This window comes from Aeromonas sp. HMWF017 (assembly GCF_003061465.1).
Classification (GTDB): domain Bacteria; phylum Pseudomonadota; class Gammaproteobacteria; order Enterobacterales; family Aeromonadaceae; genus Aeromonas; species Aeromonas veronii.
Genome location: NZ_QAJD01000154.1, coordinates 4,800 through 23,891 on the forward strand (window position 1 = coordinate 4,800; position 19,092 = coordinate 23,891).

Annotated in this window: 23 protein-coding genes; 13 read left to right on the forward strand and 10 right to left on the reverse strand. The window is 61.5% G+C overall.

What is annotated here, in order from left to right; all coding sequences use genetic code 11:
* Positions 1–338: LysR substrate-binding domain-containing protein (locus DBR30_RS22415; protein ID WP_258224465.1), on the forward strand; the 338-nt coding region annotated here is incomplete at its 5' end.
* Positions 339–395: 57 nt separating this feature from the next.
* Here the strand turns inward: DBR30_RS22415 and rsmS are convergent.
* Both rsmS and DBR30_RS16650 read right to left on the reverse strand, forming a co-directional pair.
* On the reverse strand, positions 396–551 hold the full coding sequence (gene rsmS, locus DBR30_RS16645) for a pleiotropic regulatory protein RsmS (RefSeq protein ID WP_108542191.1): 156 nt from the start codon (positions 549–551) through the stop codon (positions 396–398).
* A gap of 97 nt (positions 552–648) precedes the next feature.
* Positions 649–1,116, reverse strand: coding sequence for an acyl-CoA thioesterase (locus DBR30_RS16650; protein WP_108542190.1), 468 nt, complete (start codon positions 1,114–1,116; stop codon positions 649–651).
* Between the two features lie 138 nt (positions 1,117–1,254).
* On the opposite strand from DBR30_RS16650, the gene DBR30_RS16655 reads away from it, so the two are divergent.
* Positions 1,255–1,893, forward strand: coding sequence for a tellurite resistance TerB family protein (locus DBR30_RS16655; protein WP_108542189.1), 639 nt, complete (start codon positions 1,255–1,257; stop codon positions 1,891–1,893).
* Positions 1,894–2,047: 154 nt separating this feature from the next.
* Positions 2,048–2,506, forward strand: coding sequence for a GNAT family N-acetyltransferase (locus DBR30_RS16660; RefSeq protein ID WP_181363608.1), 459 nt, complete (start codon positions 2,048–2,050; stop codon positions 2,504–2,506).
* A 93-nt stretch (positions 2,507–2,599) separates the two neighbouring features.
* Here DBR30_RS16660 and DBR30_RS16665 read toward each other — a convergent pair whose 3' ends face one another.
* Complete coding sequence (locus DBR30_RS16665) at positions 2,600–4,015, reverse strand: aminotransferase-like domain-containing protein (RefSeq protein ID WP_108588437.1); 1,416 nt, start codon at positions 4,013–4,015, stop codon at positions 2,600–2,602.
* A 122-nt stretch (positions 4,016–4,137) separates the two neighbouring features.
* Here DBR30_RS16665 and DBR30_RS16670 point away from each other — a divergent pair, with 122 nt between their 5' ends.
* The 8 genes from DBR30_RS16670 to DBR30_RS16705 all read left to right on the forward strand — a co-directional run bounded on the left by DBR30_RS16670 (position 4,138) and on the right by DBR30_RS16705 (position 10,624).
* A complete protein-coding gene (locus DBR30_RS16670) occupies positions 4,138–5,709 on the forward strand; it encodes a cytochrome ubiquinol oxidase subunit I (RefSeq protein WP_108588438.1) in 1,572 nt (523 codons plus the stop codon).
* Positions 5,709–6,848 (forward strand): cytochrome d ubiquinol oxidase subunit II, encoded by a 1,140-nt coding sequence (cydB, locus tag DBR30_RS16675; RefSeq protein WP_108542187.1) that lies wholly within the window; start codon positions 5,709–5,711, stop codon positions 6,846–6,848. The genes DBR30_RS16670 and cydB overlap by 1 nt, the downstream gene beginning before the upstream one ends.
* A gap of 16 nt (positions 6,849–6,864) precedes the next feature.
* On the forward strand, positions 6,865–6,975 hold the full coding sequence (cydX, locus tag DBR30_RS16680; protein ID WP_005337572.1) for a cytochrome bd-I oxidase subunit CydX: 111 nt from the start codon (positions 6,865–6,867) through the stop codon (positions 6,973–6,975).
* 124 nt (positions 6,976–7,099) lie between these two features.
* Entirely contained in the window at positions 7,100–8,059 is a 960-nt protein-coding gene (locus tag DBR30_RS16685; protein ID WP_108542186.1) for an MBL fold metallo-hydrolase, read from the forward strand.
* A complete protein-coding gene (locus tag DBR30_RS16690) occupies positions 8,052–8,387 on the forward strand; it encodes a hypothetical protein (RefSeq protein ID WP_108542185.1) in 336 nt (111 codons plus the stop codon). The genes DBR30_RS16685 and DBR30_RS16690 overlap by 8 nt, the downstream gene beginning before the upstream one ends.
* Positions 8,375–9,232, forward strand: coding sequence for a DUF692 domain-containing protein (locus DBR30_RS16695; protein WP_108588439.1), 858 nt, complete (start codon positions 8,375–8,377; stop codon positions 9,230–9,232). Before DBR30_RS16690 ends, DBR30_RS16695 begins: the two co-directional genes overlap by 13 nt.
* Positions 9,225–10,019, forward strand: a complete 795-nt coding sequence (locus DBR30_RS16700) for an HvfC/BufC family peptide modification chaperone (RefSeq protein WP_108588440.1) — start codon at positions 9,225–9,227, stop codon at positions 10,017–10,019. Before DBR30_RS16695 ends, DBR30_RS16700 begins: the two co-directional genes overlap by 8 nt.
* Complete coding sequence (locus tag DBR30_RS16705) at positions 10,016–10,624, forward strand: HvfX family Cu-binding RiPP maturation protein (protein ID WP_108542183.1); 609 nt, start codon at positions 10,016–10,018, stop codon at positions 10,622–10,624. The genes DBR30_RS16700 and DBR30_RS16705 overlap by 4 nt, the downstream gene beginning before the upstream one ends.
* A 114-nt stretch (positions 10,625–10,738) precedes the next feature.
* Here the strand turns inward: DBR30_RS16705 and DBR30_RS16710 are convergent, their stop codons facing one another.
* Both DBR30_RS16710 and DBR30_RS16715 read right to left on the reverse strand, forming a co-directional pair.
* Complete coding sequence (locus tag DBR30_RS16710) at positions 10,739–11,410, reverse strand: NAD(P)H-dependent oxidoreductase (RefSeq protein WP_108588441.1); 672 nt, start codon at positions 11,408–11,410, stop codon at positions 10,739–10,741.
* 143 nt (positions 11,411–11,553) lie between these two features.
* The gene (locus DBR30_RS16715; protein ID WP_108542181.1) at positions 11,554–12,732 is read right to left on the reverse strand and encodes an MFS transporter; all 1,179 of its coding nucleotides are present in this window, start codon (positions 12,730–12,732) and stop codon (positions 11,554–11,556) included.
* A 351-nt stretch (positions 12,733–13,083) separates the two neighbouring features.
* Here DBR30_RS16715 and DBR30_RS16720 point away from each other — a divergent pair, with 351 nt between their 5' ends.
* Positions 13,084–14,094, forward strand: coding sequence for an HAD family hydrolase (locus DBR30_RS16720; RefSeq protein WP_258224466.1), 1,011 nt, complete (start codon positions 13,084–13,086; stop codon positions 14,092–14,094).
* A gap of 162 nt (positions 14,095–14,256) precedes the next feature.
* Here the strand turns inward: DBR30_RS16720 and dkgB are convergent, their stop codons facing one another.
* From dkgB to DBR30_RS16735, 3 genes are all read right to left on the reverse strand, one after another.
* A complete protein-coding gene (gene dkgB / locus DBR30_RS16725; RefSeq protein ID WP_108540880.1) occupies positions 14,257–15,060 on the reverse strand; it encodes a 2,5-didehydrogluconate reductase DkgB in 804 nt (267 codons plus the stop codon).
* Between the two features lie 65 nt (positions 15,061–15,125).
* Positions 15,126–15,422 carry a putative quinol monooxygenase gene (locus DBR30_RS16730; RefSeq protein WP_108540879.1) on the reverse strand — a complete coding sequence of 99 codons (297 nt, stop codon included), beginning with the start codon at positions 15,420–15,422 and terminating at the stop codon, positions 15,126–15,128.
* A 634-nt stretch (positions 15,423–16,056) separates the two neighbouring features.
* Positions 16,057–16,443, reverse strand: coding sequence for a DUF6404 family protein (locus tag DBR30_RS16735; protein ID WP_108540881.1), 387 nt, complete (start codon positions 16,441–16,443; stop codon positions 16,057–16,059).
* A 191-nt stretch (positions 16,444–16,634) separates the two neighbouring features.
* On the opposite strand from DBR30_RS16735, the gene DBR30_RS16740 reads away from it, so the two are divergent.
* Entirely contained in the window at positions 16,635–17,537 is a 903-nt protein-coding gene (locus DBR30_RS16740) for a LysR substrate-binding domain-containing protein (RefSeq protein WP_108540878.1), read from the forward strand.
* A 171-nt stretch (positions 17,538–17,708) separates the two neighbouring features.
* Here the strand turns inward: DBR30_RS16740 and DBR30_RS16745 are convergent, their stop codons facing one another.
* Together DBR30_RS16745 and DBR30_RS22420 are read right to left on the reverse strand one after the other, a co-directional pair.
* Positions 17,709–17,942, reverse strand: a complete 234-nt coding sequence (locus DBR30_RS16745) for a hypothetical protein (protein WP_005337550.1) — start codon at positions 17,940–17,942, stop codon at positions 17,709–17,711.
* A gap of 193 nt (positions 17,943–18,135) precedes the next feature.
* The coding region (locus tag DBR30_RS22420) for a methyl-accepting chemotaxis protein (RefSeq protein WP_258224467.1) at positions 18,136–19,092 on the reverse strand (957 nt) is incomplete at its 5' end.

Consider the following 19,092-nt stretch of genomic DNA (forward strand, 5'->3'; position numbering starts at 1 on the left):
CCGCCCGGGAACGGGATCCGCTGCCGCTGGTGGTGTTCCCGAGCGAAGGGCTCTATCGGCGGCAGATGACCGAGGCGCTCGATGGCCTCGGTCGGCGTTGGCGTATTGCCTATGTCAGCGCCAGCCTTGCCAGTTTGCAGGGGGCGGTGAGTGCGGGGATCGGGGTGAGCTTGCTGCCCAAACGGCTGATGCCCGCCGATCAGCTGGCCCTGATCCAGTGGCCCAGGGTGGCGCCGGTGGAGCTGGCGCTCCATGCCGGGGGACGCGGGAGCGAGCCGCTCACCCGCTTGAGTTCGGCCCTGATCGCCCTTTGTGACGAGGTGATGGGGCCGCAGTAATTTGCGGTATGGGGAAAAGTTGAAGTCTGAAAAAGCGCAACAATGTGTGAGGGCCGATCAGAGATCCTTCCCCTCCGCCAGCTTGCGCTCGTAGTCATTTTTTACGATGGCCAGCGCCGCCAGCACCAGCTCGGGGGCCAGCTCATTGGTTTCCAGCAGTTCGATAAGGTCCACCGCGAGTTTCACCTCGGGCGGGGCAGTTTCCAGTGACATGGGCAGGGTTCCGGTTGCGGGAAGAGGGGGGATTATACAGGGGCGCCGCCGTTGGCCGAAAGCGTCCCGCTGTGTCGGGGAGGGGAGTCGCGAAGGGTCAGAGGTGCTGGCGCATCTCCTTGTCGATCTCCTCGCGCAGGGCGATCAGCTTTTTGGCGTACTGCTGCAACTGCAGATCGCTCTCGCTCACCGGCTGCCACTGGGGCACCGGGGTCGGTTTGCCCTGCTCATCCATCGCCACGAAGATGATGATGCAGTGGGTGGTCTTGTGGCGCTCGGCGTCGGTGGGGTGGCGGCTGTAGACATCCACCGCCAGATGCATGCTGGTGGTGCCGGTGTGGATCACCTGGGCGTGCACCTCCACCAGTTGGCCAATCTGGATCGGGCGCAAAAAGCGGATCCCCCCCACATAGACGGTCACCGCATAGCCGCCACACCAGCCAGCGGCGCAGGCATAGCCCGCCTGGTCGATCCACTTCATCACCATGCCGCCGTGTACCTTGCCGCCGAAATTGACGTCGGAGGGTTCGGCCAGAAATTGCAGGGTCAGTTCGCGATTGGGCACAGTTACCTCCTTATTGCCTGAAGGGTTTCCCTGAGCTTTGCCCCATCGGCCTGCCCGGTCAAGGGTTCATCCCCGATTCAGGGGGGCGGGGTCACTATCTGGCTCTATCGACGGGAACATAGCCGCAGGAGTGACACCATGAAACAGATGCTGGAACAGTTGCTGGGGGCTGGCAAAGGCTGGCTCAACGAAGGCGGAGACAAGCGCAAGGGGCAGATGCAGGGGGCGCTGGCCGGTGGCGCGCTCGGTCTGCTGCTGGGCAATAAAAAAGTGCGCAAATATGGCGGCAAGGCCGCTGCCGTGGGCGGCGCAGCGGCCCTTGGCGGGCTGGCCTACAAGCTCTATCAGGATTGGCAGGCCCAGCAGGCGGCACCGGCCCAGCCCACTCATCCCATCAGCGGGCTGGAAGGCAATGCGCTGGATGCCCGCGCGGCGCTTTTGGTGCGCGCCATGGTGGCCGCGGCTCGGGCCGATGGCCATATCGACGGTGCCGAGCGCCAGAAAATTCAGGAGTACCTGACCGAACAGGGCCAGAGCGATGCCGCTCGCTGGATTGACGCCGAGCTGGCGCGCCCCCTCGACCCCCACGCACTGGCGCGGGAAGTGACCGATATGGAGCTGGCGACCGAGGTCTATCTCGCCTCTCTGCTCGCCATCGAGGTGGACCACTTTATGGAGCGCGGTTATCTCGACGAGCTGGCGCGGGCCCTCAAGCTCGATGACAACCTGAAAGGAAGCATCGAGCGGCAGGTGGCCCAACTTAACGCCCCCGCCTGATATCCTTCACTGCCATGGATTGCCGATAACGCCCCGCTCAAGGGGCGTTGTTGTTTCTGGTAGTTGTAAAAAGATACGGATGAGCCTCTGTTGATTGCGGGGCACAGCACCTAAGATGGCGCAGGACCAACATCAGATTTGCAAGGAGCAACCGTTGGAGATACGCAAGGCAACCGAACTGGATATCGACGCCATTGTCGAGCTGAACCGTCAGATAGGAGAGATCCACTACGAGCACTATCCCGAGGTGTTCTGCCCGCCGTCACCAGAGGAACGGGCATTTTTGCTGAGTGCCATCGGCGCAGAAGGGCGTCTATTCTGCGTTGCCGAGCAGGATGGCATTGTGGTGGGCTTTTTGACGGCGCGGATCGACATCAATGACTCTGTGCCGTTTCTCACTCGTGCGCCGATTTGCCGCATCGGCTCTGTGGTGGTGGATGAGCAGCACCGTTCCCGCGGGATTGGCAAGGCGCTGATCGCCCATTGCGATGAGTGGGCCAAGGCCCGTGATGCTCAGCAAATCCGGCTGGAGGTGATGGCCTTCAACGAGCGTGCCAAAGCGCTCTACGAGGCACTGGGCTTCAAGGTGCAGTCGCAGATCATGGCTAGATGACCTGCATCTAATGGCGAGCCAAGCCGCGCCATTCCCCAACCACAAAGGCCCGTTACGGGCCTTTGTTCGTTTCGCCAGCGGCTCTTTGCCTCGTTACTTTTCACCGAGTTGTGCGGCAATCAGCGCCGCCAGCCGGGTGAGGGCCTGCTCCAGCTGCTCGCTCCAGGGATGGGAGCTGTTGAGGCGCAGGCAGTGGTTGTGCTGCCCCTGACTGGAGAAGAGCGCGCCGGGGGCCACTGAAAAACCGCTGCCCAGAGCCTTGGCGTGCAGGGCGCGGCTGTCGAGGCGGGGCGGAAACTCCAGCCAGAGAAAGTAGCCGCCATCGGGGGAGGAGATCCGCACGTCGGCGGGCAACAGTCGCTGTAGTGCAGCCCGCATCTGCTGCTGGCGCTGAACCAGAGTGTGGCGAAGACGGCGAAAGTGGGCATCGACCCCGCCCTGGCGCAGCATCTCGGCCAGCGCCAGCTGGCTCGGTACATTGGTGGAGAGGGTGGACATCAGCTGGAGTCGCTGCACCCGCTCGGCATGGGGCCCCGCCACCACCCAGCCGACCCGAAAGCCCGGCGCCAGACACTTGGAGAACGAGCTGCAGAGCAGGCTGTCGCCGCGCTGATCCCAGTGGCGGATCGGCTTGGGGCGCTCGCGGCCAAAGTAGACCTCCGCATAGACGTCATCCTCCACCAGCGGCACCCCGTGGCTGTTGAGCAGCGCCATCAGCCGCGCTTTGTGGCTATCCGGCATGGTGTGGCCCAGCGGGTGCTGCACATTGCCCATCAGCCAGCACGCCTTGACCGGAATACGGGTGAGGGCGTCGGTCAGCAGGTCGAGATCGATGCCCACCCCCGGAATGACCGGGATCTCCACCGCCTTGAGTTTCAGCCGCTCGATGGCCTGCAGGGCGCCATAGAAGGTGGGGGACTCCACCACCACCCAGTCACCGGGCTCGGTCAGCACCTGCAGACTGAGGGAGAGCGCCTCCATGGCGCCGGTGGTAATGATGATCTCCTGCGGATTGACCGCCACCCCGTCGCTGGCGTAGCGCTGGGCAATGGCACGGCGCAGCGCTTCGTTGCCGGGGGGCAGGTCGGCCACCGTACTGAAGGGGTCGAGCTTGCGCATGCAGCTGGCCAGCGCACGCCCGAGCTGGGGATGGGGGAACAGGGTCGGGTCTGCTACCGACATGCCAAGAGGCACCAGATCCCGCGATTTGCTCGCCTGCAACACCTCGAACACCAGATCGTTGATATCCACCGAACCGCTGTAGTGGGTCTGGCTCGGCGTGTGCTGCACGACCTGTGGTGAGGCGGCTTTGACGTAGTAACCGGACTGGGGGCGGGCGAGGATCCGCCCCTGGCTTTCGAGCAGTTGATAGGCCTGCAACACTGTCATGGGGCTGAGCCCGTGGGTCTTGCAGCTCTGGCGAATGGAGGGGATGCGCTCCCCCGGTTGCCAGATGCCTTCGTCGATCTGGCTTTGCAGGCGGTCGGCCAACTGCTGGTAAAGGGACATGATCTGGATCAACTGTTATAGGTGTAATTCAATATAACTGCATCTGTTATAGGTGTCATGCTCCGTGATGTACTTGTCACGCACGAAACGTGCAAGGCAAATACAACAAAAGAGAGTGACGCATGATCAATCCGGATGACGTGGTCAGCCTGTCTCGCCTGCAATTTGGCGCCACGGCCCTGTTCCACTTCCTGTTTGTGCCCCTCACGCTGGGGCTGTCCTGGATCCTGGTGATCGCCGAGTCGGCCTATGTGATGACCGGCAAGGTGATCTATCAGGACATCACCCGCTTCTGGGGCAAACTGTTTGGCATCAACTTCGTCATGGGGGTCACCACGGGGATCACCATGGAGTTTCAGTTCGGCACCAACTGGGCCTATTACTCCCACTACGTGGGGGACATCTTCGGTACCCCGCTGGCCATCGAGGGGCTGATGGCTTTCTTCCTCGAATCGACCCTGGTGGGGCTCTTCTTCTTCGGCTGGGACAAGCTCTCCCGCGGCAAGCACCTGCTGGTGACCATGCTGGTGGCGCTCGGCTCCAACCTCTCGGCACTGTGGATCCTGATCGGCAACGGCTGGATGCAAAACCCGGTGGGGGCCGAGTTCAACCTGCTGACCCAGCGGATGGAGCTGGTGGATATCGCCGCCGTGCTCTTTAACCCGGTGGCGCAGGTGAAGTTCGTTCACACCGTCGCGGCGGGCTATGTGGCGGCCTCCATGTTCGTGATGGGGGTGAGCAGCTGGTATCTGCTGCGCAAAACCGAGGTGCAGTTTGCCCTGCGCTCCTTCGCCATCGCCTCCGGCTTCGGGCTGGCGGCCATCCTCTCGGTCATCGTGCTGGGGGATGAGTCTGGCTATCGCACCGGCGAGGTGCAGAAGGTCAAGCTCGCCGCCATTGAGGCGGAGTGGGAGACCGAGCCAGCCCCTGCCTCATTCACCCTGTTCGGCTTCCCGGATCAGCAGGCGCAGACCACTCACGCCGCCATCAAGATCCCGTACCTGATGGGGATCATCGCCACCCGCTCTATCGACGAAGCGGTGACCGGCCTCAAGGATATCAAGGTGCAGAACGAGGCGCGTATTCGCAGCGGCATGGTGGCGGCAGCGGCCCTCGACCAGATCCGACGCGGCAATGACAGCCCGGCCAATCGCGCCCGCTTCGAGCAGCACGGCAAGGATCTCGGTTACGGCATGCTGTTGACTCCCTATGCCAGCAATATCGCCAAGGCCGGTGAGGCGGAGATTGCCAAAGCGGTCGATGACTCCATCCCGCCAGTGGCACCGCTGTTCTGGGGCTTTCGGGTGATGGTGGGGCTTGGCGTCACCATGCTGGGGCTGATGGTGGTGAGCTTTGTCCAGCTCTGCCGCAACCGGCTGCAAGACTCGCCACGGCTGCTCAAGACCCTGCTCTGGAGCATTCCGCTGCCCTGGATTGCCATCGAGGCGGGCTGGCTGGTGGCCGAACTTGGCCGTCAACCCTGGACCATCAGCGATGTGCTGCCGGTCTCGGCCTCGGTCTCTTTGCTTCAGCCGGGCCAACTCTGGTTCAGTCTGATCGCCATCTGTTCCATCTACACCCTGTTGCTGGTGGTGGAGCTGTTCCTGTTGCGCCATGTGATCCGCAAGGGGCCCGCCATTCTCCATACCGGCCGCTACAGCGGTGAACAACCCGAACTTGCGAGGATCGCCTGATGGATTACGCAACCCTGAAACTCATCTGGTGGGCGCTGGTGCTCTTCATGATGGTCGGTTTTATCGTGATGGATGGCTTCGATCTCGGCATCGCCATGCTGCTGCCGGTGGTGTCGAAAGATGACGACGACCGCCGACTGGTGATCAACAGCGTGGGGCCGGTGTGGGAGGGCAATCAGGTGTGGCTGATCGCCGGTGCCGGCGCCCTGTTCGCCGCCTGGCCGCTGGTTTATGCCGCCGCTTTCTCGGGGCTTTATATCCCCATGGTGGTGTTGTTGCTTGGGCTCTTTCTGCGTCCGGTCGGCTTTGACTATCGCAGCAAGCTGGCCGATCCGCTGTGGCGTCGCTGGTGGGATCGCGCATTGGTGGCCGGTGGTCTGGTGCCAACCCTGATCCTGGGCGCTGCCATCGGTCTGGTGATGCAGGGCTTGCCGTTTCGCTTCGACACGGCGCTGCGCCTGCACTATGGCGCATTCGACTTCCACTGGGGCTGGCTGCTCTCGGTGCTCGCCACCGCCATCACCCTGTTGTTGCTGCACGGCGCCGGTTTTCTGCAAGCCAAGGTGACCGGCACCCCTGCGTTGCGCGCACGGGGGATCGCCATCTTGCTGGCCCCGCTGGTGAGCCTCTGCTACCTGCTGGCGGGCTGGCATCTGGTGGATCTGCCGGGCTTTCAGCTGACCGGTGTGGGCACGCAGGCCTTTGACCCCAATGCCGCCATCAGCCCGTTGATGAAGGGGGTGATCCCCCACGCTGGTGGCTGGCTGCGCAACTATTTTGACTATCCGCTGCTGTGGCTGGTGCCGATCACAGGTGCGCTGGCGCCGCTGGTGAGCGGGATTGCCTCCTGGCTGGAGCGGGGCCGGATTGCGCTGCTGGCCAGCGCCATCGCCTGTGCCGCCATGCTCTGCTCGGTGGCCATCGCCCTGTTCCCCTTCGTGCTCCCTTCATCACTTGATGCAGTCAGCAGCCTGACCCTGTGGGACAGCACCTCCAGCTACAAGACGTTGGCCATCATGTTCGGCATCGTGCTGGTGCTGCTCCCCATCAACCTTGGCTATACCGGCTGGGTCTATCGGGTGGTGCGCGGCAAGCTCGACCGCGCCCGCATCAAGCGCGACAGCCATCAACTCTACTGACCTCAAGGGATCTGCTATGTGGTACTTCACCTGGATTTTGGGCCTCGGATTCGCCCTGCTGCTGGGCCTGTGCAACCTGCTCTGGCTGGAAGCGCGCTGGCAAGCGGACGAACGGGACGGTAACTGACTGTGGGGGGCAAACCGCCCCTCACCACGGCCGGTGGCTGGTGTTCACACGTCGCCATCGGCCCCTCTCACCCCCTCTTTAAACGACACACTTTCAACCGACAACCAACCGACAGGTAATTGTGATGAAACAGAGATTGAAAGCGGTGGCGCTGGCCATCGGGTGCGCGCTTACCGTCGCCCCGGCCTGTGCTGAACCGGTACAACTGACGCCACTGGATAAAACCTTCACCCTGCAGGTGCTCGGCAGTGGCGGCCCCATCTCCGACGATCTGCGCGCCTCCTCCAGCGAGGTGATCTGGTGGAAGGGGAAATCCCGCATCCTGATCGATGCCGGTGGCGGCGTCTACCTGCGCTTCGGTCAGGCGGGGGCCAAGCTCGAAGAGGTCGATTTTATCGGCATCACCCATTTTCACACCGACCATGTGACCGACCTGCCCGCCCTGCTCAAGGGGGCCTACTTCTTCGAACGCAGCGATCCGCTGGATCTGGCGGGGCCGCAAGCCGGCTCGGCCTTCCCCAGCATGAGCGGCTACTTTGATGCCCTGTTTAACAAGGACAAGGGCGCTTATGCCTACCTGAGCGGCTTCAAGGATGGCACCGATGGCCTCTTCCCCATCACTTTGCACGATGTGCCCTACCAGAGCCCGCAGCCCCACACCATCTATCAGCAGGATGGGCTGACCATCACCGCACTCGGCATCCCTCACGGTGACGTGCCCTGTCTGGCCTATCGCATCGAGAGCGCCGAGGGGACCATCGTTATCTCGGCGGATCAGAACGGCAGCAACCCGGCCTTTGTGCCGTTTGCCAAGGGGGCCGACATTCTGGTGATGCCGCTCGCCATCCATGAAGGGGCCGACCCTGTCTCGGCCTCGCTCCACGCCAAGCCATCGGTGGTGGCCAAGATTGCCGCCGAGGTGAACCCCAAGCTGCTGGTGCTGAGCCACTGGATGGGGGTTGGTCTCAATCACAAGAAAGAGGCGATGGCCATCGTCAAGCAGCAGTTCCACGGCCAGATCGTGGCCGCCCGCGATCTCTCCAGCTACCCCGTTTCATCCGTCAAGGAGTCCGCTCATGAGTAACTCAAGCAGCAATAAAACCACTGGCAAACTGACTCTCTCCATCGCCATGACCGGCCTGATTGCCCTGACGCCGGGGCTGGCGCTGGCGGCCACCCCGAGCGATGCGCCGGTCAAGGCCGCCCCCAGCGAACAGCACGGCGGCAAGTGCGCGGCGGGCAAGTGCGGCACCGAGAAGCGCTTCGAAAAGCAGGCTTTAGAGAGCGATCCGCAGGGTCGGCTGGTGCGCGCCCGTGACGGCAAGTGCGGTGTGGCGGAGCAGGGGATTGATGGCGACACCTCCGGTTCCAGCAACGGCAGCAAGATGACGGAGGGGGTATGCGGCCAATAAGCTCCCGCAGTCGGGGGATTGGGCTGCGCCAAGAGCATCTGGATGCGCTCTGCTCCGGCCCCATCCGCCCCGGCATCGACTTTCTCGAGCTGGCGCCGGAGAACTGGATGGCCATCGGCGGTGCCAAGCGCGAGCAGCTGCACCGGATCGCCGAGCGTTACCCGCTGGTGGCCCACGGCCTCAGCCTCTCCCTCGGCGATTGTCAGCCCCTCAACCGCGCCCTGCTTGGCCAGATCCGCACCTTTCTGGATGAGTTCGGCATCGAGATCTACAGCGAGCACCTGAGCTTTTCCCGCGACCAGCAGGGCTATCTTTACGAGCTCTTACCTGTGCCGCGCCAGTGGGAGAACATCCCCTATCTGGCAGAGCGGATTGAGCAGGTGCAGGAGGCGCTGGCCCGCCCGCTGGTGCTGGAAAATATCTCCTACTACCACGGCTATGACCACGAGATGCCGGAGGAGGATTTTCTCGCCGAGCTGGTGGCGCGCAGCGGCTGCGAGCTGCTGCTCGATATCAACAACGTCTTTGTAAACAGCCGCAACCACGGTTACTGCCCCAAGCGGATGATCGCCGGGCTGCCGGGCAATGCGATCCGCTACTTCCATATCGCCGGTCATCTGGAAGAGGCGGACGGCACCTTGCTGGATACCCACGGCAAACCGGTGTGCGAGGAAGTGGTGGCGTTGGCCCGTTATACGGTGCAGACCCACGGCCTGCGCCCCCTGCTGCTGGAGCGGGATCACCATCTGCCGCCGCTGGCAGAGCTGGAGGCCGAGCTGGCGCGGGTGCACGGCGCCTGTTGCGAGGCGTTCGACCATCAGGTGCGGGAGGTGCGCTATGGATAGACGGTTATCTCTGATCACTGCGCCCAAAACGGCGCCACAGCGGATGCAGCAGCAGACCACCTGGCTGGCGAGCCGGGTGCGGCTACCGCACGATGGCATCGCCAGCCACTATGCCCGCAGCGTGCGCGCCAATGTGGAGTCGGTGCTGGAGAGCGCTTTTCCGCTCACCCACGCTCACTGGGCGCAGGTGGACAGGTGGCAGCTGGTGGAGGGCTTTGTTATCGCGCACGGCGCCGAAGCTCCCGAGTTTCACCATATCGCCACCGAGTTTGTCCGCTATGTGCAGCATCGCCACAGCGAGGGCTCTCTCAACTGGCCCAGACAGCGGCTGGCGCTGCTGGAGTACGAGTGGGCCTGCCTCTGTGTCGAGATTGACCAAGGGGTGGTGCCGCAAGTGTTGCCGGGTGTTGAGGTGACGGCGGAGAGTCCATTTGTGCTCAATCCCACCCTGCAACTGCTTGAACTCCCCTTTGCCATTCGTCGCAGCGGCGTGCTGCCTACCCGGCAGGGCAACCACTTCTATGGCCTGTTTCGCAGCCCGGATCATCGGGTGGTGACCCAGCGCTTGCGCGAATGGGATGTGGCGCTGATCCAGCTGCTGCAACAGCAGCCGGGGATCACCCAAACCGCGTTCCAGCAACAGGTGCAGCAGGTTCGCAGCGATTTTGATCTGACCGAATGGGCACGCCATTTTTACCGGCTGGGTCTGCTTACCCTGCCCGTCGGTGAGTGCCAGCCTGGCACTCCCTTGCCCTCATTTAGCAAACACCAAGGAGAATTCCCATGAACAACACCCTTATCCAGTGGTACGAGCGGGCGGTGGCCCAGTGCAAGCGGCTCGATTTTCTGGCCCTGCTGGCCATTCGTCTCTATCTCATTCCGGTCATCTATGTGGGGGCCCACTCCAAGGTGATGGGCTTTGCCGGCACGGTCGCCTGGTTTGGCGCCCCAGTCTCGGAAGGGGGGCTCAACCTGCCGTTCCCGACCCTGCTCGCTTTTCTGGCGGCGGGCACCGAGGTGCTGGGCTGCATCTGCATCGCCCTTGGCCTCTTTACCCGCATCATGGCCATTCCCACCATCTTCCTGATGAGCGTGGCGAGTGCCATGGTGCACTGGAAGCACGGTTGGGACGCCATCGCCACTGGCAGCATGGAGGCCACTGTGCGCCTCAACGGCTTTATCGAGTGGCTGGCCGCCAACTTCCCCGGTCGCTACAACTACATCACTGAGCTCGGGGATCCCGTGATGCTCAACAACGGGATGGAATTTGCCGCCACCTACTTTGTGATGCTGCTGGTGCTGCTGGTTTACGGCGGGGGCCGCTACGTCAGCCTCGACTACTGGCTCAAGCGGGCGGTGACCGGCAAAGCCGGAGAGCAACAGGCGGCATAAGGTCCGCCAACGGATAACAAAAACCATAACGACAGAGCGTGAAAAACAGCGAGCGGCCGGGTGCCGCTCGCTGTTTTTGTGCTGTGTGTGGGGGGGGGGCAGCTGCGTCAGCCGCTACTGGTAGCGGCCGACCGCGATGGGGGACTCCTGCTCAATCTGGCCAAGGCGCTCGGCCCACTGGGCGAGCCAGGCTTCCCGCTCTTCTTGCGAGACCCGCACCGGGGCATAGCAGATATGGGGGCGCAGCACATCGAAGCCGACAAATTGCAGGATCCCGCGCTGGATGGGGCGCAGCACCCCGTCGATATCGCCGTTGAAGCCGTCGGGCAGATAAGTCTCGGCAGGGCCGCCGGTGGTCAGGCTCAGCAGGGCCCGCTTGCCGCGAAACTTGCCGCTCTCGTAGATATGGCCCTGACCGTAGACCCGTCCCATGGCAAAGACCCGATCCACCCACCCCTTGAGGATGGCTGGCAGGCCAAACCACCAGAGCGGGAACTGGAAGATCAGCAGATCGGCCGCCTCCAGCTTTTGCATCTCCTGCTCCAGCTGCGGGGCGAAGCTGCCCTGCTCGGTGGCAGCCAGCTCTTCGAGTTGCAGCTTGAGAAAATCGGGATCGCTGGCGGCGGTGAAGTTGCGCCGATCCGAGACGGGATCAAAGCCCATGGCATAGAGATCGCTGGTCATCACTGTGTGGCCCGCCTGCTCCAGCGTTCTGATGGCGTGGCAGAAGAGGGCACCGTTGAAACTTTTGGGTTCGGGATGGGCATAGACGATAAGCACCTTCATAACAGACTCCGTGGCAAATGATGCGAGGGTGACAGGCTTGGTTGCTGAAACAGTTGAGGGCTTGAGGCTGTGTCACAGCATAGAAGCCTGCCGCGCCGATTGCAGCAGGCGCCACGCCCTTGCGTGACGCCTGTTGGCGCAGCTTATGCCTGACAGGCGGCGAGTCGGAGGGCTTCGCGGCGCTCGCTGACATGGGTTAGCCCGTAGGCCAGCAGCACGATAAGGGCGCCGATCCAGGGGGTGTGCATCAGGCCGAGGTGTTCCACCACAAAACCACCGACCACAGATCCCAGCGCAATGCCGACGTTGAAGGCGGCAATATTGAGGCCCGATGCCACATCCACTGCCTTGGGGGTGTGCAGTTCGGCCTGCTTCACCACCAGAACCTGCAGACCCGGCACGTTGCCGAAGGCAAAGGCGCCCCACACCAGCACGGTGAGCACCGCCAGCACCGGATGGGGTGCGGTGAAGGTGAGGGCCAGCAGCACCAGCGCCAGACCGGCAAACAGCAGCTTCAGCGCGGGCAACGGACCAATTTTGTCGGCCAGCTTGCCGCCCCAGATATTGCCGACGGCAACCGATACCCCGTAAACCAGCAGGATCAGACTCACCGCACCGGCGCTAAAGCCGCTCACCTGCTGCAGGATGGGGGCGAGGAAGGTGAACGCGGTGAAGGCGCCGCCGTAACCAAGCGCTGTCTTGGCGTAGACCAGCAGCAGCGGCTTCTTGGTCAGTACCGAAAGTTGTTCGCGGATGGTGGAGGCCGCCCCCTTGGGCAGGTTGCTCGGGATCAGCAGCAGGCTGCCCACCATGGCGACCAGACCCAGCAGGCTTACCACCAGAAAGGTTTCCCGCCAGCCAAAGACCTGACCAATCCAGGTGCCGAGCGGTACACCGGTCACCAGCGCCACAGTAAGGCCGCTGAACATGATGGCGATGGCGCTCGCCGCCTTCTCTTTGGCTACCAGTCCGGTGGCTATGGTGCTGCCCACCGAGAAGAAGACCCCGTGCGCCAATCCGGTCAGGATGCGGGCCACAATCAGGCTCTCGTAACCGGGAGCCTGCCAGGCCAGCAGGTTTCCGGCGGTAAAGAGCGCCATCAGCCCTACCAGCAGCCACTTGCGCGGCACTTTGCCGGTCAGCGCTGTGAGCACGGGGGCGCCGATGGCCACCCCAAGGGCATAGAGGCTGACCAGCAGGCCCGCCGAGGGGAGCGAGACATTGAGCTGCTGGGCAATGGTGGGGATAAGCCCCACGATCACAAATTCGGTGGTGCCGATCGCAAAGGCACTTAAGGTAAGGGCAAATAACGCCAGTGGCATAACAACTCCTTGGTTAGGGACTCCCGACGGGAGAATGGCGCCAGTATGCCGATGGGTTTTGTTGGCAAAAATGACGGTGACATCAAATTACTTTTGCCAAATCAGCAGCAATGGCGATGGGGAGGAGGGGGTTGTGTTGCCCGCTGCGTGAGCGCAACGCAGTGATCTGCCTCGCAGAACGGGATGAACGCTGCTCCTTTTCTATGCTTGCTTAAGCTCCAGTACAAGCTGGCAGCCATAGGATTTTCCCTGTGAAACCCGTGTGTGTTGAACCCATGCGCGCCGGTGTTGTGATGGCCGTGCGCTTTCATCTACAGGCAATAGACAGGCAATATCCAGCTGACAGGTAACATGATGACATTGAATCGACTCTCCTCTCTTTTGCTGCTGTGCGGCGCCTTTGCGGTACAGGCTGGCCAGAGCGATCCCCTCTCTGCCTGGAATGACACGGCGGCCAAGCAGGCGATCACCCGCTGGGTGACCAATGCCACCGATCAGCAGCAGGCCACTTTTATTCCGCCAGAGAAGCGCCATGTGGTGTTTGACAATGACGGCACCCTCTGGCCGGAAGCGCCCATGACCTATCAGCTGCAGTTTGCGATGGACGAGATCAAGCGCCTGGCGCCGGAACACCCGGAGTGGAAGGCCGACCCCATCGTCGCGGCAGTGCTGAACAATGACCTCAAGGCTGTGGCCAAATCGGGGGAGAAGGGGCTCGCCAAGCTGGTGGGACTGACCCACAGCGGCATGACTACCACCGAGTTTGCTGAGCGGGTCACTCGCTGGGTCAACAGCAGCAAGGATCCCCGTTTTGGCTGCCACTACGATCAGCTCGGTTATCTGCCGATGAAGCAGCTGTTGGGGTATCTGCGGGACAATGGCTTCCAGACCTGGATTGTCTCCGGCGGCGGCGTCGATTTTATGCGGGTGATGTCCGAGCAGATGTATGGCATCCCGCCCCAGCAGGTGATTGGCTCCTTTACCCTCGGCGAGTTTGCCCTGACCGGGGAGGGCAGCGAGATCCGCAAGACCATGAACGGCGCCTATTTCGATGACAGCAAGGCGAAACCGGCCGCCATTCACCTCTTTATGGGGCAGCGTCCGGTCGGCGCCTTTGGCAACAGCGATGGCGACGTGCCCATGCTGCAATACACCTCGACCAACCCGGATTACCACACTTTTGGTTTGTTGGTGCACCACACCGATGCCAAGCGCGAATACGCCTACGACAGCCATCCGCCAGCCAGCGGCAAGCTGATCGACGGGCTGGCACAGGCAAAAGCGCGGGGCTGGGTGGTGGTCGATATGAAATCAGACTGGCATCAGGTGTTCGATCCCGCCCTTTGCCAGAACGCGCCCTGATTGCGGGGCTGTATCTGGCATCAATGTGGCGACTGGACGTTCAGCAAGCGCTGCAAAGCGTGAGGCAAGAAAAGAGACAGGGAGAGCATGATGCTCTCCCTGTTTTATCTGGCTTGCTGGCAGAGCCAGCCTTTCTTTCGCGTTAGTCTCACGCCTTTCGCGTCAGTCCCATGCAGGGGCAAAGTCGGGATTGGCACAGCGCTCGCCCCGATCCAGCGTGGCGATGGCGGCCATCTCCTCGCTGCTCAAGGTGATATCGAGGGCGGCCAGATTGGCGGCCTGATTCTCCCGCTTGGTGGAGCTCGGGATCACTGCCATGTCCTGCGCCAGCAGCCAGGCCAGCGACACCTGCGCCGCCGATACCCCGTGGCGCTGGCCAATCTCCATCAGCAGCGGCTCGCTCAGCACCTTGCCATAGGCGAGCGGCATATAGGCGGTGACGGCGATACCCTGGGCTTTGCAGAACTCGACCACCTTGCGGTTTTGCAGCAAGGGATGAACTTCGATTTGCTGGTGAGCGATGGCCCCAGCCCCCAAAATCTCGATAGCCTGTTTGAGCTGGGCCACGGTGAAGTTGGAGACCCCGATCTCCCGGGTCAGGCCCCGGGCCTTGGCCTCGGCCAACTGCTCCAGATAGACCGCCATCGGCACCTCATCCTTGGGGGAGGGCCAATGGATCAGCGCCAGATCCAGATAGTCGGTGCCCAGTTTTTCCAGGCTTACCTCAAGGCTCGGGATCAGCTTGCCCGGGCCAAACTCGCTGGTCCACACCTTGGTGGTCAGATAGATCTCGTGACGGGCAACAGTGCTGCGGGTCAGCACGGCGCCGACCTCGGCTTCGTTGTCATAGATCTGGGCGGTATCGATATGGCGATAGCCCAGCTCCAGACCGTTGGTCAGGGTGGCAAGCAGCGGCTCGCCCTTCAGGCGGAAGGTGCCCAGACCCATGGGTGGCATATTGATCATCTCGTTCCTCAATGGGGTGGTGGTTGGCCCTTGACGGGCTGAATGGTAAGCGGCACAGGGGTCAGTCAAGCGCCCAGTGGCTGATAGCGGCGAATGGTGCTGCTGGCAAACCAGGGCTCGGCCTTGGCGACAAATTCGGTAAAGTGGGGCTGACCCTGATGGGCGGTGAGGGCCGCTTCGCTCTCCCACACCTCGTAGAGCATCCAGCTGTTTGGATTGTCCAAGTCTTGGTGCAGCTGATAGCGCTGACAGCCCGCCTCTTGCAAGGTGGCCGCAATCAGCGGCTCAAGGGCGGCGCGAAACTGGGCGGCGAATTCGGGTTTGGCTTCAAGCTGGGCAATCACAGTCACGGGTGATGACATCTGAACCTCCTTGGCAAAAACGAAGGATCAGTATGCCCACCGTGACTTGCTGGAAACAGGGCGCTGGTCGCAAAACAGTATTGAGGGGAGAGCAGCAATAGCAGTAGTGAGAAAGTTTTATGAATGATTGTCTGAATTTGTAGTCAACAACCCTTTTTCTGCATGAGTCACCAGCTCACCTTCGCGGTTTGTGCGTTCAATGGCAAACCACCTAAAACCCGCAAAGAGATATTTTTGGCCCGCATGGACGCTTTGATCCAGTGCTTATCTCACAGTGAGGGCACTACTGTTTGATCATCTAGTGAACTACTTGATTGAACGTCCAAGCTATGGCCAATCATTACAAGGCTGCCATGATGGCCGGATGTAGCTTTTTTGCGATCACCATGCCAAGGAAAATGGAGGCAAATAGAGGGAGAGGATCCCAGCTTCGTCGATAGTTGCGCCAGTTGCCATTGTGGTGGCGAAAAAGCCTGTAGGCGAGAACCAAGAGGCCAATGGCGGTTTGGATGAGGCAGTTAATTGAAAAGCTGATAAAAAATTTAACGAAATCCGGCAAGGTGAGAGTCCGAGTCTGTGAAAGTGTGCTCTTCAGAGCTTGTATTGCACTCAGTTTCAATCGGCAGCAGGAGCTTTAACCTTCTTCTGCTGTGCCTTCATTGATGTGCTGGTGCTCCAACTGCTCCCATGGGGTCAATCCAAGCTGCCGGCGTTTGAGCCAGAGTCCAATTAAGGTGAAAAGACCAAATACGCCAGCGAACATGGCTGTGTTGAACAGGGCTGATAAAAGATCCCTTCCCTCTGGATGCCAGACGAATGTCCACATAATCAGACCCCATAACGGCGCAATAGAGAGGCCGGAACAGAGGAAATTGGTAAGCCAGCCCGCGTAATAAGGCGGCTTGACGGGGACGCCGAGTTTACGCAGCAATTTGAACAGCCACGGATTGTAGTGAAATTCCTTGAGGCCACTGTCAGCCAGTAGTTGATGGGCAATAGCCAGCCGTTCTTCAAACTCCATTAATGTATCCCCTTGATAATATGGCTTCATACGATTCCTCTTGATCGCATTCTACTGATTAAAAAGGGTGAGAGATAGTGATTCTCTCTGGTTATTTCTCTTCGAAAAACAAGATCGCCTGTCTGAGCACGCTTGCCAATCCATAGCGGCTGCGCCTATAAAGGCCCATTACTCTTGTCCGGATAACAGCAATGAAGACCCATTCTGATGAACTGACCCTGTTTGTGGCGGTGGTGGAGGCGGGCAGTTTTCGCCAGGCGGCGGAGAACCTTGGCATGGATAACTCGGTGGTGAGTCGCGGTATCAAGCGGCTGGAGGAGAAGCTCTCCACCGTGCTGCTCAATCGCACCACCCGCCGGGTCAGCCTGACCGAGGAGGGGAGCTGGTTCTATCTGCGGGCGGTGAAGATCCTGACCGAGATGAGCGAGGCGGAGGGGCATCTGCTGATGCGCCGGGAACAACCCGAAGGGGTGTTGAGAGTCGATGCGGCCACCCCCTTTATCCTGCACCGGCTGGTGCCGATCATCGGCGAGTTTCGCCGCCGCTACCCTGCCATCGAGCTACAGCTGCACAGCTCGGAGGGCTTTATCAATCTGATGGAGCGGCGGGTGGACATGGCCATCCGTATCGGCGAGCTGACCGACTCCTCCCTGCGCGCGCTGCCCCTTGGCCGTTCGCGGCTGCGGCTGTTGGCCTCTCCTGCTTACTTGAGCGAGCGCGGCACCCCGCGCCAACCGGCGGATCTGCTGAGCGGTCACGAGCTGCTCGGCTTTTTGCATCCCGATCACCTCAACCACTGGCCGCTGCTCAGTGCCGAGCAGGGGGATCGCTTTGCCATCACCCCCAGTCTGCGTGCCAGCAGCGGCGAAACCTTGCGTCAGCTGGCGCTGGCGGGGCAGGGGATTGTCTGTCTGTCAGATTTCATGACCGGGCCGGATCGGGAGAGCGGCGCGCTGGTGGAGGTGCTGTCCCGCAGCAACAGCGGCGCCTCGCGCCCCATCAATGCGGTCTTCTACTCCGATGCCCAGCGGGATATCCGGCTGCGGGTCTGGCTCGATTTTCTCAAAGAGCAGCTGGGCAGCCATACCCTGTAGTTCAGGTTGGTTTGTGCGGTTTGTTTGAACGGTTCGTCGCTGCGGTTTGCTTGGCGAAGAACAAGCCGCGCCTTCGTTGCGGCCAATCAGCATTAGCCAGGTGGCAGATAAACAGACGGCCGACTTGAGGGTCGGCCGCCTGTTCGGGAAGGTGTGTGAGGTGAAGCGCAGTTAGCGGGGCAGTTTGCCCCATACCCGGCTGAGCAGGGCGCCGCCGATCACCGGCGGAATGGCCAGCAGCAGGGTCCACTGCCAGGAGAGGCCGCCGACGGTGGCGGCCAGTACGATGCAGGTGAGCACCACCAGTTGGGCCACCATCATCAGGAAGGTGCCTTCGCGGGGGGTCAGTGTCTCTTTTTGAGTGGCGACGTGGGCTACGGGCGCTTGAGTGGTGGTCGGTTTCATGGCGATATCCCTCTGTTGAGTCTGATATCACTAAGCAATGGCCGTTCCACATTTTTTCATGTTAATTATCAATGTCTTGCGAGTTTTGTCGTCATTCCCCTTTTGAGAGCGCAGGCAAAATGATTTGCAAAATGAAAACGCCACCCTGCGGTGGCGTCTTGGTTATTGAGAGGGAGAGGGGGAAGCGCCGGGCCTAGCCAATCCGGTATTGGCGGATCTGCTCGTCGATGGCCTTGGCCAGTTCGAACAGTTCGCGGCTGGCGGCATTGCTCTCCTGCGCGTGTTCCCGCTGGTGTTCGGCCACCATGGCCAGCTCGTCCAGCGCCGTTCTGGCTTGCCCCATCTGTTGATTCTGCGCCTGCGCCAGCGCGCTGATCTCGTTGATCTCGAGGGCGGTCTGGTTGATTTGGCTGGTGGCATCAACCAGCACCTCTCTGGCCTGATTCATCCGGTTGTATCCCTCTTCGCTCAGGTTGCGGGAGTCTGCCATCGAGCTGCTGGCCTGCCGGGTTCCCTCCTGCAGGCGCAAGATAAGATCCTGCACATCCTTGGTGGCAGTCTGGGTACGCACCGCCAGTTGGCGTACCTCGTCGGCCACCACCGCAAAGCCCCGTCCCATATCCCCCGCACGGGCCGCTTCGATGGCCGCATTGAGGGCGAGCAGGTTGGTCTGGTTCGAGACATCGCGGATGAGGTTCATGATCTGGGTGATGTTGTTGCTGTCTTTCACCACTTCATCGAGCAGGGCTGAGGAGCTGCCGATGCTGCTGCGCAAGGTGTCGAGTTGCGCGGCGCTCTGGGTCACATCCTGCTCGATGCTGAGCATATGGTTGGCGATGCGTTGGGTTACGTCGTTGACTCCTTCCGAGCGGCTGGCGATCTGCTCGGCGTTGTCACCGATGGTGGTGACCACAGTGGTCAGCTCCTGAATGCTCTGGGCCTGCTGGCACGCTTCTCCTGCCAGTGCCTGGGCCTGTTGCATGGATTGGGACGACTGGGCGGAGAGGGCGCTGCCTGACTGCTGGAAGCGGGAGAAGCTCTGGTTCAGGCTCTGGATCAGCCGATTGAAGCTTTGGGCCATCAGCCCCAGCTCCGACTCGTCAGAGAAGTCGAGGCGGGTTGCCAGATCCCGATCGGCAGTGATGTGGTG